At 47.9% G+C, this 16,254-nt stretch carries 13 protein-coding genes; 5 read left to right on the forward strand and 8 right to left on the reverse strand.

Annotated features, from left to right (window positions below; genetic code table 11):
• Positions 1–9 precede the first annotated feature (9 nt).
• Together WBG78_RS13675 and WBG78_RS13680 are read right to left on the reverse strand one after the other, a co-directional pair.
• Entirely contained in the window at positions 10–1,563 is a 1,554-nt protein-coding gene (locus WBG78_RS13675; RefSeq protein ID WP_337326987.1) for a glycosyltransferase family 2 protein, read from the reverse strand.
• A gap of 135 nt (positions 1,564–1,698) precedes the next feature.
• Positions 1,699–3,570, reverse strand: a complete 1,872-nt coding sequence (locus WBG78_RS13680; protein WP_337326988.1) for a vWA domain-containing protein — start codon at positions 3,568–3,570, stop codon at positions 1,699–1,701.
• Between the two features lie 86 nt (positions 3,571–3,656).
• Between WBG78_RS13680 and WBG78_RS13685 the strand changes: the two genes are divergently transcribed.
• The 4 genes from WBG78_RS13685 (at position 3,657) to WBG78_RS13700 (ending at position 8,037) form a co-directional block, all read left to right on the forward strand.
• Positions 3,657–4,220 carry an RNA polymerase sigma factor gene (locus WBG78_RS13685; protein ID WP_337326989.1) on the forward strand — a complete coding sequence of 188 codons (564 nt, stop codon included), beginning with the start codon at positions 3,657–3,659 and terminating at the stop codon, positions 4,218–4,220.
• Between the two features lie 46 nt (positions 4,221–4,266).
• Positions 4,267–5,814, forward strand: a complete 1,548-nt coding sequence (locus tag WBG78_RS13690; protein WP_337326990.1) for an energy transducer TonB — start codon at positions 4,267–4,269, stop codon at positions 5,812–5,814.
• Between the two features lie 150 nt (positions 5,815–5,964).
• On the forward strand, positions 5,965–6,615 hold the full coding sequence (locus tag WBG78_RS13695; RefSeq protein WP_337326991.1) for a DUF4230 domain-containing protein: 651 nt from the start codon (positions 5,965–5,967) through the stop codon (positions 6,613–6,615).
• A 6-nt stretch (positions 6,616–6,621) separates the two neighbouring features.
• Positions 6,622–8,037 carry a phytoene desaturase family protein gene (locus WBG78_RS13700; RefSeq protein WP_337326992.1) on the forward strand — a complete coding sequence of 472 codons (1,416 nt, stop codon included), beginning with the start codon at positions 6,622–6,624 and terminating at the stop codon, positions 8,035–8,037.
• An 81-nt stretch (positions 8,038–8,118) separates the two neighbouring features.
• Here WBG78_RS13700 and WBG78_RS13705 read toward each other — a convergent pair whose 3' ends face one another.
• From WBG78_RS13705 to WBG78_RS13730, 6 genes are all read right to left on the reverse strand, one after another.
• Complete coding sequence (locus tag WBG78_RS13705; RefSeq protein WP_337326993.1) at positions 8,119–9,522, reverse strand: HTTM domain-containing protein; 1,404 nt, start codon at positions 9,520–9,522, stop codon at positions 8,119–8,121.
• Positions 9,523–9,687: 165 nt separating this feature from the next.
• Positions 9,688–10,431 carry a LytR/AlgR family response regulator transcription factor gene (locus WBG78_RS13710; protein WP_337326994.1) on the reverse strand — a complete coding sequence of 248 codons (744 nt, stop codon included), beginning with the start codon at positions 10,429–10,431 and terminating at the stop codon, positions 9,688–9,690.
• Positions 10,428–11,549, reverse strand: coding sequence for a sensor histidine kinase (locus WBG78_RS13715; RefSeq protein ID WP_337326995.1), 1,122 nt, complete (start codon positions 11,547–11,549; stop codon positions 10,428–10,430). Before WBG78_RS13715 ends, WBG78_RS13710 begins: the two co-directional genes overlap by 4 nt.
• 354 nt (positions 11,550–11,903) lie before the next feature.
• Positions 11,904–13,097 (reverse strand): pyridoxal phosphate-dependent aminotransferase, encoded by a 1,194-nt coding sequence (locus WBG78_RS13720; RefSeq protein WP_337326996.1) that lies wholly within the window; start codon positions 13,095–13,097, stop codon positions 11,904–11,906.
• 283 nt (positions 13,098–13,380) lie between these two features.
• On the reverse strand, positions 13,381–13,989 hold the full coding sequence (gene recR / locus WBG78_RS13725; RefSeq protein WP_337326997.1) for a recombination mediator RecR: 609 nt from the start codon (positions 13,987–13,989) through the stop codon (positions 13,381–13,383).
• 21 nt (positions 13,990–14,010) lie between these two features.
• Entirely contained in the window at positions 14,011–14,292 is a 282-nt protein-coding gene (locus WBG78_RS13730) for an ATP-dependent Clp protease adaptor ClpS (RefSeq protein ID WP_337326998.1), read from the reverse strand.
• Between the two features lie 485 nt (positions 14,293–14,777).
• On the opposite strand from WBG78_RS13730, the gene WBG78_RS13735 reads away from it, so the two are divergent.
• The gene (locus WBG78_RS13735) at positions 14,778–16,241 is read left to right on the forward strand and encodes a sodium:solute symporter (protein ID WP_337326999.1); all 1,464 of its coding nucleotides are present in this window, start codon (positions 14,778–14,780) and stop codon (positions 16,239–16,241) included.
• Positions 16,242–16,254: the final 13 nt, after the last annotated feature.

The raw sequence follows: 16,254 nt of genomic DNA on the forward strand, positions 1-16,254 counted from the left end.
TTAAACCCTTTATACGACCTTTAAATACTTGTTAATACCATTGTCGCACTTGATAACTTTCTTCTCGACAGTGTCTTTGAGGATCTGGTCATTGACCGAAAGAGTGTCGCGACGACTTTCCGGATGGTACAAATGGAAAGCGGCGCCGGCAAACTTAAGATGAAATTTTCTTACACCGGCGTGCTGCAGGCGGGCTATGAACTCAGAGTCCTCACGGCCCCAACCGACGAAATTCTCGTTGAATCCGTTTATTGCCAGGACGTCAGTTTTCCAAAAGGCCATGTTGGCACCCCTGACACGCAAGATATTCTTGTTAAAGTAAGAGAACAGTCTACTTAGGATACCGCTTCGAATGATGTTTTTCCGATTCGTAACATCCCCGGAAAAGAATGAAAAGTGAGTATCATTCTGATGAATGGCCGCCCTGGTGAAATTCTCTCCGAGCAGAACACGGGAACCCTGAACCACGCGACCCGGCCTCGCGGCCCGTTTATGATCAGCTATGAAGTCGGCAGGCATTACCATGTCTCCATCGATCATAACGATATAGGGATTCTTCGCCATGGCAATGGCTTTGTTTCTGATAGTGGCGAGCCTGAATCCGCTGTCTTCGTGCCAGCAATGTCTTATTGGTATTGAAAACCGAGAGGCAAATAAATCAACCAGGTCTTTTGTTTCATGCGTAGAGCCGTCGTCGGCGATGATGATCTCTTCAGGCATTACCGAAAGCTGCAATGCACTGTGTAACACTAATTGCAATGCGTCAGGCCTGTTATAGGTCGTAATGATCAACGTAGTGGGTACCCGCTTGCCTATATCCGCATTGAGTTCACGCAGGATACTATACTTGGTAAACGTGTAAGTGGAAATGCTGATCGATATCGCCAGCCCATCGAAGCCGTAAAAGACCCCTCGCTTGAAAATATAGTTCCGTACAAATGCAAACCATGCCTTGAACGAGATCAGCATTGCATTACTCGAGCGGATACCAACGTTTGAATGAGCATAGATTGTCGCGTAGGTATATGCCTTTTTGAAGAGCTGATCATAACTGTCGTATGCTTCATGAAGAATTTCTCCCTCAAGCTTTCTTACCGACGTTCCCCTTCCCACAATAACATGATCGTGCGGATTGTACCCCCCCCATCGGCCGTATTGCTTAAACCATAGCCGTGTCTTTCTGTCAGGATACCAGTCTGTCGCGCGGATCCATCGTCCTCTGATGCTCGACAGTCGCGCCATAGAATATGCCTGATGGGCCGGGTTATCTTTAATGGCGAGGATGGATTTGGTAAGTTGTTCAGATAAATATTCGTCAGCATCCAGCGACAACACAAAGTCGTGGGTAGTCTGAGAGAGGGCAAAATTCTTCTGTTCGATATGACCCTCGAAGGCGTGCTCAATAAAACGAACCCCTCGCCCCTCACAAATCTTCCGGGTATTGTCGGTTGAATATGAATCAACCACAACGATCTCGTCGGCAACTTTGAGCAATGCGTCAATGCAGCGGCCGATCTTCTCTTCCTCGTTATAAGTGATGATTACCGCGCTGATCCTGGCCATACGATTCGATACTATATCCAGGCAATTTTTGCCCTGGGTGTCGGAAAGAGTTTGGCAAAGATAGCTGTAAACAGCAAATCCAAAGCAACATGGTCGCTCTGGATTTGCCCCCTCACTTCAAACACCATTGTTTAGCTAGTGTGTACCGCCAGGGTTCATGGCCTTCACAAGGTTGATGAATTCAATACGATAACCTTCCTTATCTGCACCTTTTGAGCTGCTGGCCAATTGAAGCACCTGGCCGTAGGTGAAGCCATTTACATACTCCGATTGACGAAGGATCATGCCGAATCCGGCAACCGCTGCAGACCAGCGAAAGTTATCGGATGTTTTAGACATGGCAGTCTCATTATCATTAAGCGTATGGGTGATCAGTTTGCTGGTTACACCGTCTGGCTTCTTGTAGCGGAGCTTAATGGTCATCAGCTCATTCGAAAAAGAACCACGGTTTGATTGCCGTACCGGCGGCTTCTGATATTTCAAAGGGTCGACACTGTCAACCGGGGTGTCAGCTCCTACAGGTACGATCTCGTACAACGCAGTGACTGTGTGTCCTGAGCCGAGCTCGCCTGCGTCCTTCTTGTCGTTGTTGAAATCTTCACTGGCAAGCATTCTGTTTTCATATCCGATAAGGCGGTATGCTTTAACGTTGGCAGGATTAAACTCGATCTGCAGCTTCACATCTTTAGCAATCGTAAACAACGTCCCGCCGAATTCATTGACCAACACTTTTCGCGCTTCGGTAATATTATCGATATAAGCATAGTTTCCATTTCCCTTATCAGCGAGCACTTCCATCTTCGAGTCCTTATAGTTACCCATACCGTATCCAAGAACTGTAAGGAATATTCCCTCCTCGCGTTTCTTTTCAATAAGTCTTTCCATGGCAGCGTCGCTTGATTCGCCAACGTTAAAGTCGCCATCAGTAGCAAGGATCACACGGTTATTTCCTTCAGATTTAAAATACTTTTTCGCAGTTGCATAGGCGAGCTCGATACCTTCGCCGCCTGCAGTCGAGCCTCCGGCTTCAAGTCTATCAAGTGCGTTGATGATCGTCTTTTTGTTAGCACCTGAAGTCGGCTCCAGTACCAACCCTGCAGCTCCGGCATACACAACGATGGCAACATGGTCTTCGTCGCGTAATTGTTCAACGAGCATCTTCAGTGAGCTCTTCAGGAGCGGAAGTTTGTTGACATCAGACATAGAACCGGAGACGTCGATAAGGAATACCAGGTTGGATGCAGGAAGGTCTTTGGTCGGAATGGTCTTGCCCTGGAGACCGATGTGAACGAGGCGGTGCTTCGTATTCCAGGGTGCAGCTGATACCTCGGTGATCACTTCAAAAGGATGCTCACCTGTAGGCTGGCGATAGTCATAATCGAAATAGTTCACCAACTCTTCAATTCGTACGGCATCTTTCGGCGGTGTCTGACCATTGTTAATGTAGCGACGCATGTTAGCATAAGAAGCCGCGTCCACGTCGATGGAGAATGTGGATAGTGGATTCTTGGTGGCATCGCGGAAACCGATCTCGTGGATGGCATCGTATTCTTCAGTGTTGTGCACGATAACCTGTTCGGTGTAGCGATCTTCTGCTTCATATGACATTGTTGGATAACTCTCCATAACACCAGCCGGTGCCTGGGACTTCATAAGGTCGCGGCGGCTATGTCCTTTCGAAATGACCACCACTTCGTTTAGCGAGACATTGTCGGGAGTCATCGTGACATTGATTACCGTCTTGCTCTCCGTTTTCACTTCGATAGTCTGATACCCCACAAAGGAGAACACGAGAGTCGATCCAAGAGGAACATTAATCTGATAGTTACCGTGTGCGTCGGTTGCTGTACCGATAGTTGTTTTCTTTACCGTGACATTAATGCCCGGCATCCCTGTTGTCCCATCTGAATCCACAACGCGCCCCGTAATCGTACGAGTCTGCGGCGCTGTCGTGAAAGCCGACGACACCACAAGCACAAGCATCATAATCCACCCTGTATTTTTCATATCGTTTGATATTTGATTTGCAGATGAGATGCGCGGCCTGACGGCATTCCATAAATCCATTGTTTCTTTTTTCTTAATTTTCAACGGTGCCCGTACTGTCGACCTATATATCAAAGAATGACCTGGAACTGCTGGACCTCTATAAGTCAGGTGGCGAACTGGACGTTCTGGGGCTGCTTTATGGCAGATATACCAGTATGGTGTACGGGGTTTGCCTTAAGTACCTGAAGGACCGGGAAGAAAGTAAGGATGCGGTGATGCAGATATTTGAAAAACTGGTAACGACTCTCAGGACGCATGAGGTCGCCCATTTCAAGAGCTGGCTTTACGTTACCGCACGCAACCACTGCCTGATGCACCTGAGGAGCCAAAAAGGCAAGTATTTTGAGGAAATTTCGCCGGTCCTTATGGAAAATGAGTCGGCGGAGCATCCTGAGGAAGGGCCTGAATTGGAGGCAAATCTCAGTAAATTGGAGAACTGCATTAAACGGCTGGTACCGGAACAGCAACAGTGTGTTTCGCTGTTTTACTTACAGCAAAAGTGTTATAAAGATATCGTGACCCTGACGGGCTACGACGATAATAAAGTGAAGAGTTATATTCAGAACGGTAAACGGAACCTGAAAATCTGTATGGAGAGCAACACATAATTAGCTGCCCGGTGTGAATAAGACAATGGGCGTGGTTATGTGACAAATGATGGCTGACCTTAACGACGATATTACCCGATACCTCAGCGGACGAATGACGCCGGCGGAGATGCACGCGCTTGAAAAGAAGGCGCTTGCCGATCCGTTCCTGGCCGATGCGTTGTCGGGTGGTGAGTCTGTTGATGCCGACGAGTTTTCGGCCGACCTTAACGACATTCATGACCTGCTGAACCGAAGGATCCATCGCGATTCGGCAACGGGGGGCATACAGGAAGGAGCCGGGGCGCCGAAAGGCAAGCAAACATCTCTGTGGAGCTGGCCAGCGCGCATAGCGGCCGGGTTGCTGCTTATCGCCAGCGCTGGTGTTGTGCTGTTTTTTATCTCCGATAAAAAAACAGATCAACTTGCATTAAACAGGGAACTGGGAGAACCGCGCGACTCCCGCTTACAGCAAGACAAGGCCCTTGAATCCGGCGATGCCAGCAACATCATTTCTGATTCGGTGTCCGGTGCAGCGGCCGATGAATTCAAATCACGTGCTGCAGACCAACCCACGGCAGGTCCATTGGCGAACAACGAAAAGCTGCAGGCTGATCGCTCAGAGTTCAAAAGGAAAGACGCACCTGCTAAAGGTGAATCGGCTGATCAACAATCGAAGGCATTGTCGGGACGGGTTGCCGGTGCAGAGGGCACTCCGGCGGAGCCTGGTGCCGCTGCAGAGTCTGCCGGCGTATCAGAGGACGTGACCGGCATTGCATCTGATGCGGAAGGTCCTCCTGCGCAACGTGCTGAGCAGAGAGCAGCAGAACAGGTTGCCAGGGAACAAGCAGAATCAGAAACGTCGAAGATTGCAGAGATCACGGAACGCGACTTGAAACAAAATGAGGTCGCTTCGTCTCAGTCAGGCAGCCGTGCGTTGAAGAAAACGGACATTACGCCGGCACCATCGGCAAACAACAGGGCCGACGCGGCTACGGTGAAAAATGTCTTTACCGGAAAAGTCGTTGATGCCGATGGCACCGGCATTCCCGGAGTAAATGTTGTGATCAAAGGAACGAACACCGGAACGGTTACCGATGTTAATGGCAACTATCAGCTGGTTGACGAAAGCAATCGCCCTACCCTTGTGTATACTTTTATAGGGTATACGAATGTTGAAGAAGTTGCTGACGAAAAGACATCCACAACTGTTACTCTGAATGAAGACCTCACACAACTCAGCGAAGTGGTGGTAGCTGGCTATGGCGTAACGCGCGACACAGATCCGCTTGAAGCTACTTATGATTTTGCTTATCCGGCTGGTGGCAAACGTGCTTTCAAACAATACCTTGAAAAGAACCTTCAGTATCCTCAGGAGGCATTGCTCAATAATGTAGAAGGAAGAGTGACCGTGACCTTTGCCGTTGAACCAACGGGAGGTCTAAGCGATTTCAGAGTTATTAAAGGGATTGGAAGCGGTTGTGACGATGAGGTGATACGCCTGATCAGGCAGGGACCCAAGTGGACACCGACAAAGCGTGATGACGTGGCGGAGAAATCAGTAATCAAGGTGAGAATGAGGTTTCAGCTGCCGAAAAAGAAAATTAAGAATTAAGAATTATGAATTATGAATTGAGAGGCAGCTGTCCGCCGTACTGGACTTCATTACCCGTTGTGGAGCCGTAAAGGCTTTATCCAACTTTTCAAACGTTTATTCCTCAAATTCCATTCTTAATTCTTAATTCTCAATTCTTAATTGTGACCTATGTTTTCAAACCGTAAGATTGTCCTACTCATTCTACTCGTTGTCACGGCAACTATCGGTGCCTATTGGATTGTAGTCGTCATTCCAACGAGGCTGGCGGAGAAGACGTACGAAGGTGCCAAACAGATCGGGCGTGACTTCGCGAAGGTATTTTCATTTACTCCTGAAGTAACTGTTAACAATACCGTTGTATTGCTTCAGCAAAGTCCGGTGCTGGAACTCGCCACGCTGTCTCAAAAGTTCGAGCATCACTACGACTGGACCAATACGTGGTTGGGCAGCACAAAGAAGATCGGCATCAAAGGAGGTTTTGAAGCAAAGGTAGGATTCGATCTGCGGAAGAAGTTCAGCATTCAAATCAACGATGATAAGGCAATAGTGTATCTGCCACCTCCACAGTTGTTATCCATCCAACCCCTGGACAACGTGACGTTTACTGACGAGAGCGGTGTGTGGAACTGGGTGAGCATGGAAGATCGATCAAAAGCGATGAATGCATTCACAGCGGATGCGCGCAAGTATGCGGCCGGAGCCGGTTTCACGGATGCTGCGCGCGAATCGATGGTGAAGCAATTAACGGAGATACTTGCATCGCACGGTAAGACTGTCGAGGTCAGGTATGAAGAAGGTCCGATACTTCGACCCATGTAGAATACGATGGAATACGATGCCGTTGTAGTTGGATCCGGGCCAAATGGACTATGCGCCGCCATTACCATGCAACGGCAGGGCCTGTCCGTTCTGCTCATTGAGGGTAGGGATACCGTTGGCGGAGGTCTTCGATCAGGTGAGTTGACAATTCCCGGCCTTATACACGACAGATGCTCTGCAATTCATCCCATGGCGGTGGCGTCGCCATTAATGTCGGAGCTCCCGCTTCAGAAATTTGGCGTAGACTTTATGTTTCCTGATATCTGTGCGGCTCATCCCCTGGACAATGGAAATGCTGTTGTGTTGCGCCGATCCCTCGGCGATACAGCACGGGCACTGGGAACCGATGCCGGCGTCTACAATGATCTGATTGGTTCTGTTGTAGAGTCATGGCCATTGATAAGCCAGGACCTGCTCGGACCGTTAGCTGTTCCGGCACATCCCATTGCCTATGCAAAATTTGGTTTGAAAGCGATCCGATCATCGAAGGCATTAGCAAACAAATTCAAGACTGCTGAGGCAAGGGCTTTGTGGGCTGGCATGTGTGCACATTCGATGGTCCCTCTTTCATATGCAAGCACAGCTGCTATAGGTTTTGTTCTTACTGCAGTGGGACATGTTCACGGTTGGCCTATAGTGCGGGGCGGGTCACAGCGCATCGCTGACGCGCTCGAAGCTTATTTCATTTCGTTGGGCGGCACTATTAAGACCGGGATGTTCATCAAATCGTTAAGTGAGCTGCCTCCCAGCAAAGCAGTACTTCTTGATGTATCCACGAACCAGTTATTACAGATCGCCGGACACAAGCTATCCTCGATATATAAGTGGCAGCTGAAGCGCTATCAGTACAAAATGGGCGTCTTCAAGGTGGACTTTGCTGTCGAGGGGAAAATACCTTTTAGGGCTGAGCTTTGCAGAGAAGCCGGTACGGTACATCTAGGCAACACATTTGAAGAGATAGCCCATTCTGAAGATGCTGCATGGAGTAACCGGCACTCTGAAAAACCTTTCGTACTTCTGACTCAGCAAAGCGTACAGGATCCCTCAAGATCGGACGGCCGTCATCATACAGTGTGGGCATACTGTCATGTTCCAAATGGTTCCGATAAAGACATGACGACGGCCATTGAACAACAAATTGAACGATATGCTCCGGGCTTTCGCGACAGGATCGTCGCCAAACATATTACCAGCGCATCGGCGTTCGAACAATATAATCCCAACTACGTGGGCGGCGATATCAACGGTGGGGCTATTGATGTTAGTCAGTTGTTTACTCGTCCGGCTCTTCGCTTTTCGCCCTATAAGACTTCAGCAAAGGGAATTTACATCTGTTCTGCCTCGACACCGCCGGGTGGTGGTGTACATGGAATGTGCGGATATCATGCCGCAAAGCGGGCAATGAAAGATCTGGGCTATTGATTTATTGGGGCACTTGTTGATTTGTTGATTGGATCGGCTTCCGCGTAAGGCGTTGGTCCACATCAATAACACGCAGTATGACTAGTGTTTGCAACGCTCTTTTAGAGGATTTTGACCGACTGGCCTGAAGTAGAAATAACGGCCGGCCAGCAAGTTCATTTTTGGAAGAATATCATGAGTCTCGGGGCGAGATTCATAGTACGTCTCTTCTTTTCCGTTCCGGCGAAAGATCACCCAGAAGTCAGGAACCTCGCGTGAACGGATCCTGCGCAACTCAAGATAAACCACCAGGTCGCCATGATCACGCGCGGTAAGCAGGTCGGGATCATTTGTGTCGACGATTTCAACCAGGTCCTTTTGCCAGTTCGTGATTTGCATGTTGGATGGCATCAGTAAGTGATTTGATACGCCACCTTCAGTGTGAAGATTGCTGAACATTGAATAGGAGCTTTCCGTCCGCAAACCAAAATAGGGACCCAGACCATTTACAGAAGCGATGATAGGGAAGATTGCCAGAACCGGATATGCTGATAGCTGCCCTTCCATAGCCTGCTCGCTTTTCCGGAATTTCAAAGCGCTTTGGCCAAACAGTACGAGACACAACAGCAGGTACATATAGAATCCAAGGAATCCAAGTTTCGTAATATGCCGTAACGCATCGTCTAGGCGCAGGGCGGGAACCAATCCTCTAAGCGTCCAAAGCAAAACACCAAGCAGGAACAACGCCAGTATCAATCTCCAGATTTTGGTCATCCACTCCGGTGGCTTAAGGTCTGCAGCCAGTGCTGAAGAAAAGAATGTTGTGTAAAGGGCGAAGATCGTTGCTGAGAAACTAAAAATACCAATATGCCCATGCAACGCCAGTATCCCGTGAAACAATAAACCTCCCAGGATGGCCAGGAGGCGCGTTCGATTAATCAGGAGCACAAACGGTATGGCCAGTTCAATGATAAGTGTCCCATACATGGCAAGATATTGGGCCCACAATGCGGTTGGCAAGAAAGGTATGCGTTCAGTTATATCAAGGTGTAAGCGTGCTCCGCAGCTGCATTCCGGATTGAGGAAGGAAACATTCACCTTATGAAAGAATGTAAACCAATACAGTATACACACCATTACACGTGCCCAGGGAACAAAAGCTGCAAACCACTGTGATGCGAAATCTGAGTTGAAATCACCTTTGTTTCTGATCGCAACAATCACGAAAGAGGTGAGTATGCAGGCATTCAGGACCCACGAGAAGACGATATGATTGGGATGTTCGGGGAACGCGATCCCGACAGAAATCCAGTCAATCAGTAAGTATACGAGGAAACGTTGCCACGACGATGGTTTGAGAAGAACGGGAAGGATTGCAAGTGAGAGAATGATCCCCTTAGGGTCGTGCCATCGCCAATTGTCAAACGACAGCTGATGAAACAATCCGGCAAGCGCCCACGTGAAGGCGAATATTGTAAACCCTGCTGACTGACTAGACTTATTCAATCACCTTGATTTCATCCTAATTACGTGTTATTCCAGACAACAAAAAAATATCTCCATCTAATGTTCGGCTGCTGATCATAGCGGGGCCTGAAACGCGAAAGCGCAGAGGCACTGATTGTCTCAGCATCCCTGCGCTTCCTGCGTTATCGGGCAGCATTCAGCTGCTTATACTACTTTCTTGCGTATTAATTTTGCATAGGTTCTGCTTACGGGGAAACTCTTTCCATTCAACATCTTCACCACCATACCACCGTTGAAGTGCTTTTCGATCTCCTTAAGGTTGTTGATGTTGATGATCGTACTGCGGTGTACCCGGATGAAAGTTTCCGGATTGAGGATTTCTTCCAGCTTGCCTATACCTGATGAACTAACGAACTGATCGTTCTTAGTTGTAAGGATGGTGTAATCGCCGGAAGCTTCGAGGTATACAATCTCTTCAACAGGAAGATTGAGCAGCTTCTCAGACTTCTGTACGAAGATGTGAGAATCGTATTGCGTCTTATTTTCCGTCTTGAGGTTACGAAGGAGTTCGCCCACGCTGTTTTCATCGACCTTCATGCGGCCGATAGCGCGTTCCACAGCAAGTCTGAATCGTTCCTGATCCAGAGGTTTCAGGATATAGTCAACCGCATTCTTTTCAAATGCCTTGAGTGCATACTGGTCGTAGGCCGTGCAAAAGATCACGAAGGGATCGTGATTGATTTCCTCCAGCACATCGAAACCGGTCATGCCCGGCATCTGCACATCGAGAAACACCAGATCGGGTTTGAGCTTGTCGATTAGTTCGACAGCATCTTTGCCTTTAGAGGCCTCCCCCACAATCTGGATGTTTGGGATTTGTTGCAGATACTCCTGGAGGAGATCACGGGCTAACTTTTCGTCATCGACGATAACACAGGTTATGTTCATACAGCTTTGCTATTTAGGTCTTGCATGGTAAGTTGTTGTACTTTGTCGTCTTCGATCGGAATAAAGAAGCTGACCGAGTAACCCCACTCATTGGAGCGTATCCGAAGCCCTGAACCAGGACCGAATATGCTCTTCAGACGTTGATCAGTGTTCTTCAGCCCAACGCCACCGCTGGGCGTCCCGTCCATCACCTTCTTGGCATTCGAACCTAATCCGTCATCCTTCACCTCAAAAAATATCATGTTATTGAATCGCTTTACCGTAAGGATAATGGTACCTCCATCGTCCTTCGGGGCAATTCCATACTTTACAGAATTCTCTACCAACGGTTGCAAAATCATCGGAGGGATGGCAACGCTAAGACAAGTAAAATCCACCTGTTTCACGAATTGCATCCTTTCACCGAAACGCACCTGCTGTATGCGAATATAGTTATCTATAAAGTCAAGTTCATGTATCAGGCGAACCATCTGATCGCCGTGCGAATCCAACGCATACCTGAAGATATCAGAAAGTTGCGTGATAACCTTGCGCGCCTGCTCCTTGTTTGCGCCAATCAGTGTATTAATTGAATTCAGGGTGTTAAAAAGGAAGTGCGGATTGATCTGAGACTTCAGCAAAGAGATCTGCATCTCGCGGTTTTTCAGGGTGAGCTCGCTCTTTTCCTTCTGCTGATTCTGCAAACCCTGGAAATAGCGGATCACGTAGTATACGCCAACCGTGATGATATATTGATCGTGAAAGTGCAAACCCTCCCAACGCAGGAGGCCGACGAGGTGATCTTTCCAAACATCCCAGCCGATATAACCTTCGCGGTAATTCTCAAGATAGTACGAAAGTGACCCCATAGCGAGGAAGTGCACCATCGTTCCGATGAGATGACCGGCCACCTGAACATAAACACTGAACTTGAATAGCCAGTCACTGTAGAAAAAGATACCTATGATAAGAATAACGAGGGCCTCAAACAGGTGTGCTGCATTCCAGAAGACATATGTATATGGAGTGTTTAGCTTCCACTCAATGAACGCACCTACTCCATAATTGATCGCAAACCAAAAGCAAAGCCATAAGTAGGCTCGCTTCCAGGTGTTAGGTATATCGTCAATTAACTTCAAGCTTGGCAAATTGCGGAATAAAGGTACAGAATGAAATGCAAAACCGCTCAGGAAAGGTTTGCGCCGTTAAATCTTATTTTTTACAGACGAGACGCGGAAATTGGGGTTGAGTGGATGGGGTGGGTGCAGCCCAAAGAAGTAATTGACAATTGATAATTTATAATTGAGAATTGTGGAGGCCCCTTGTCGGGGCCTTTGGATTGTCCAAAACGAGATTGCTGAAATAAATGCGGCCTCTCATTCAAAGCATCTCCAGGCTACGACTGATACTGAGATCCTTAAAAGAGTAGCCAATAAAAAAAGGGGCCGAAAAGGCCCCTCCACAATTATCAATTATCAATTATCAATTGTCAATTACTTCAACTCAGCAAGCGCTGCCTTCATGCGCTTCATCGCTTCCTTCAGATCTTTTTCTGATGCTGCATAGCTGAGGCGGATGCAGTTCTCATCGCCAAACGCTCCACCAGATACCGTCGCAACATGCGCCTTCTCAAGAAGGAAGAGACACAGATCGTCGGCGTTCTTGATAGCAACACCATTGTTTGACTTTCCATAATAGGCGCTTACATCCGGGAAGAAGTAAAATGCTCCTTCGGGAAGGTTAGTCTTAATGCCTGGAATTTCCTTCAGTAAGTTATAAACTATCTCACGACGCTGACGATACTCAGCCACCATCTTATTCGTAGGCTCTATGTCGCCTGTTACTGCGGCCAATGCTGCGCGCTGTGCAATCGAGCAGTTAGCAGAAGTGATCTGGCCCTGAACCTTGTTACAGCCGTCGGCGATCCACTTTGGAGCAGCGATATATCCTACGCGCCATCCTGTCATGGCAAAGCCTTTGGCGAAACCATTGACTGTAATAGTGCGATCGAACATACCGGGGAACGAAGCGATGCTTACCTGCTCGCCAGTGTAGTTGATATGCTCATAGATCTCATCAGCAATGATGAGGAGGTCCTTATGCTTTAGAACGACATCAGCAATAGCTTTCAACTCAGCGCGTGAGAATACCGACCCCGTTGGATTACAAGGTGAAGAGAAGATGATCATCTTCGTCTTTGGAGAGATGGCCTTCTCGAGTTGAGCAGCTGTCACTTTGAAGTCGTTTTCAATTCCACCTTTGATGATCACTGGAGTGGCCTCGGTAAGTCGAACCAGGGCATCATAGCTAACCCAGTACGGGGAGAACACGATACATTCATCGCCAGGATTCAAAAGAGCAAGCATGGCATTGGCGATGGATTGCTTCGCGCCGTTTGACACGACAATGTTCTCTGCCTTATACGGAACGTTGTTTTCCTTCTGATACTTTGCAGCAAGAGCTTCGCGCAGATCCTGATATCCTGGAACAGGAGGATAAGCAAACCACTTACCTTCATCGATCGCTTTCTTAGCGGCCTCGCATATATGTTGAGGTGTTTTAAAGTCAGGCTCGCCAAGGCTGAGGCCAATCACGTCGATTCCTTTTTGCTTGAACTCGCGTGCTTTTGCGGCCATGGCCAATGTTGCAGATTCCTGAATGGCTTCGATGCGGTCAGAAAGTTTCATGGTTGATAAATTTTAGCGGCGGCAAAGAAAACAATTATAATCGAGAATTGACAATTGATAATTGATAATTGACAATTGACAATTGATAATTAATAGGGGCCCTGGCGGCCCCTCTAAACCAGTGATATTACACGGATCGCGCAACCAATGGTTAGCGGGTGACCAATATAAAATTCGATCGAACACACGTTCGCCTCTCCCTCTTCACAATTGTACACAACCCGGCAACAACAAAAAAGGGCCGCAAGGCCCTCCAAAATTGTCAATTATCAATTGTCAATTATCAATTAAAAAGCGTTCTGCCCAGTATACTCCGCCCCAGTGTAATCTCATCCGCGTACTCCAAATCGCCTCCAACCGGCACACCGCGGGCGATCACGCTCACCTTTAATGAAATGTCTTTCAGTCGTTTGTTGATATAGAAGGCAGTGGTGTCGCCCTCCATGGTGGGACTCAATGCAAGGATCACCTCCCTGATTTCACATGGTGTACAGCTTACCCGGCCAACGAGTGTTTCAATCTTGATATCAGAGGGACCAACACCATTCATTGGCGAGATCACTCCTCCGAGCACATGATATAGTCCATTGAACTGCGCCGTGTTCTCAATGGCCATCACATCCTTTACGTCTTCAACAACACAAAGGATTGCACGGTCGCGCTTATGGCTATTGCAAATAGAACACACATCGCCATCGCATATGTTGTGGCAGGTTGAGCAGAAGCGAATGTTGGTGCGTAATGTATTCAGCGCATCGGTAAGCGCAGCAGTGTTCTCCTGTTTTTCACGGATAAGGTGAAGCACAAGACGCAATGCCGTCTTCTTACCTATGCCGGGAAGTTTCGCGATCTGGTTAACCGCGTTTTCAATAAGTCGGGAAGGATAATCCAATGAGTTTAGATAGTCTACAGATTATATGATCTTCGCGTCGATGCCTGCTTCACAAATCGATTCTCTCATGGGACGCAGGAAGTCATAAGCGCCTGTCTTTACTGTGCATTTGCCCTTGTAATGGATAAGCATGGTGCACTGTTCTGCCTGCTCCGCTGTATGCTTGCACACGCGTATAAGCGTGTTGATTACGTGTTCGAAAGTATTATAGTCGTCGTTGAAAACAACGAGGTCCATGGCGTCGGTAGTCTCCACTACTTCCAGCACATCTTCCATTACATCTTCCTGATAGCTGGGTCTCATTGTACAAAGGATTAAGGAACAACAAAGATACCCAATTTAGGGCTTTCACGGAACAGAAACCGATGCCTTCCGGTTCAAAAACTTTAAAGATTAAGGATAGGAGTTTCGACCGGTTACTGATTGACCTCAGGCCTTCAGATCGATCCACGGCCCGTGGCCTTTCCCGGAACCTGTGAGAAAATGAGGCGACGTATAAATCAGATCGAACCTAAGATTGGTGTTTTTTTCCAGGGCTTCCCTGAGGACCTATCCTGACATTTGGACAGTTTTGAGTGTGGTTTGGAGCAGTTTTTCCCGTTGCGAAGCTCATTCAGAGGTTTTGTGTAGGTTTCATTGACCTTCGGTCAAGGGATTATTGAGGGTCTACATAAGAGACGCCTCAAATTCAGCGTGTCATTCTGTCACTAACTGGCCTGGAATCGAACCTCGGATTTGGATTTTCCCGGATTTACATGATTCTTTGATATTCACTTTTTTGCGCTGGCATGTCTCCATTCCTCGTCGTTTCCATCCTGATCGTCTACTTCGCCGCCCTCATCGCCATTTCGTATTTTACGAGCCGCGGAGCCGACACCAACACATTCTTCACCGCTAACCGCCAATCGCCCTGGTATCTCGTTGCCTTCGGAATGATCGGTTCTTCTCTGTCGGGGGTAACTTTCATTTCTGTACCCGGAGCCGTTGGGAAAGTCGGTTTCGGCTATTTCCAGGTTGTCCTCGGGTACTTACTTGGATACTGGGTGATCATGGGAATTCTTCTTCCCTTGTACTACCGGCTGAACCTCATCTCGATATATACCTTTCTGGAACAGCGCTTCAGCTTCTGGTCTTATAAAACCGGAGCTGCGTTTTTCCTCGTGTCCCGCACAATCGGTTCATCCTTAAGACTTTACCTGGCAGCCACCGTTCTACAGCTCTTCCTGTTCGATGTCTGGCATGTACCTTTTATCGTGACGGTCGCTACCACCATCGTTCTTATATGGATCTACACTTTCAAGGGCGGAGTAAAAACCATTGTCTGGACGGATTCTTTTCAAACTCTATTTCTGGTGACCGCGGTTTGCGTTGCCGTATGGGAGATCACTCATAAGCTCGGCATGACGGTTCCGGAGATGCTTTCCACTATTAAGTCGAGTCAGTATGCGAGAATGTTTTATACAGACGATCCGAACTCGCCAATGTTCTTTTGGAAACAATTCCTCGGCGGGGCTTTCATTACTATTTCAATGACGGGTCTCGATCAGGAGATCATGCAGAAGAATCTTACCTGCAAGAATTTGGGAGAAGCTCAGAAGAATATGTTCTGGTTCAGCCTTACGCTTGTAACGGTTAACCTTTTGTTTCTGATCCTTGGTGCCTTGTTGTATCTGTATTCTGCGAAGTTCAATCTTCCGATTCCGGCAGCTTCTGATGAACTGTTCCCGCGGCTTGCATTGAATGAGCTTGGACTTGGCGTTGGAATATTCTTCCTGCTTGGCATCATTGCTTCGTCGTATGCCAGTGCAGATTCTGCTCTCGCAGGACTGACGACTTCCTTCTGTATAGACTTTCTTGATTTCAAGCACAAAGACGAAGCGACGAAACGGCGGCAGAAGTTCATTGTACACGTAGGCTTCTCGTTGCTTTTCCTTTTGATCATTGTCATTTTCAGAGAGATCAATGAGCGATCGGTCATTGATGCTGTGTTGAATATTGCCGGTTACACCTATGGCCCGCTACTGGGCTTGTTCACATTTGGAATTTTTACGAAGCGGGTCGTGAATGACAAGCTCGTTCCGTTCGTGTGTCTCGCATCGCCTGCGTTATCATACCTCCTCAGCTTAAATTCTGAATCGTGGTTTGGTGGTTATAAGATAGGACTCGAAGTGTTGCTCATTAATGGAGCGATTACATTCCTCGGCCTATGGCTGGTTTCGAAGGCACCTTCGGCCAAAGCAGTTGTCAGCTGAGGGGCATAGTAAA

Source organism: Chryseolinea sp. T2 (assembly GCF_037203685.1).
GTDB lineage: Bacteria > Bacteroidota > Bacteroidia > Cytophagales > Cyclobacteriaceae > Chryseolinea.

Bases quoted from the DNA above. Each gene is read 5' to 3' on its own strand.
- WBG78_RS13735 (WP_337326999.1), top strand. From the start codon at position 14,778: ATGTCTCCATTCCTCGTCGTTTCCATCCTGATCGTCTACTTCGCCGCC.
- WBG78_RS13690 (WP_337326990.1), top strand. From the start codon at position 4,267: ATGATGGCTGACCTTAACGACGATATTACCCGATACCTCAGCGGACGA.
- WBG78_RS13680 (WP_337326988.1), bottom strand. From the start codon at position 3,570: ATGAAAAATACAGGGTGGATTATGATGCTTGTGCTTGTGGTGTCGTCG.
- WBG78_RS13695 (WP_337326991.1), top strand. From the start codon at position 5,965: ATGTTTTCAAACCGTAAGATTGTCCTACTCATTCTACTCGTTGTCACG.
- WBG78_RS13720 (WP_337326996.1), bottom strand. From the start codon at position 13,097: ATGAAACTTTCTGACCGCATCGAAGCCATTCAGGAATCTGCAACATTG.
- WBG78_RS13730 (WP_337326998.1), bottom strand. From the start codon at position 14,292: ATGAGACCCAGCTATCAGGAAGATGTAATGGAAGATGTGCTGGAAGTA.
- WBG78_RS13675 (WP_337326987.1), bottom strand. From the start codon at position 1,563: ATGGCCAGGATCAGCGCGGTAATCATCACTTATAACGAGGAAGAGAAG.
- WBG78_RS13700 (WP_337326992.1), top strand. From the start codon at position 6,622: ATGGAATACGATGCCGTTGTAGTTGGATCCGGGCCAAATGGACTATGC.
- WBG78_RS13710 (WP_337326994.1), bottom strand. From the start codon at position 10,431: ATGAACATAACCTGTGTTATCGTCGATGACGAAAAGTTAGCCCGTGAT.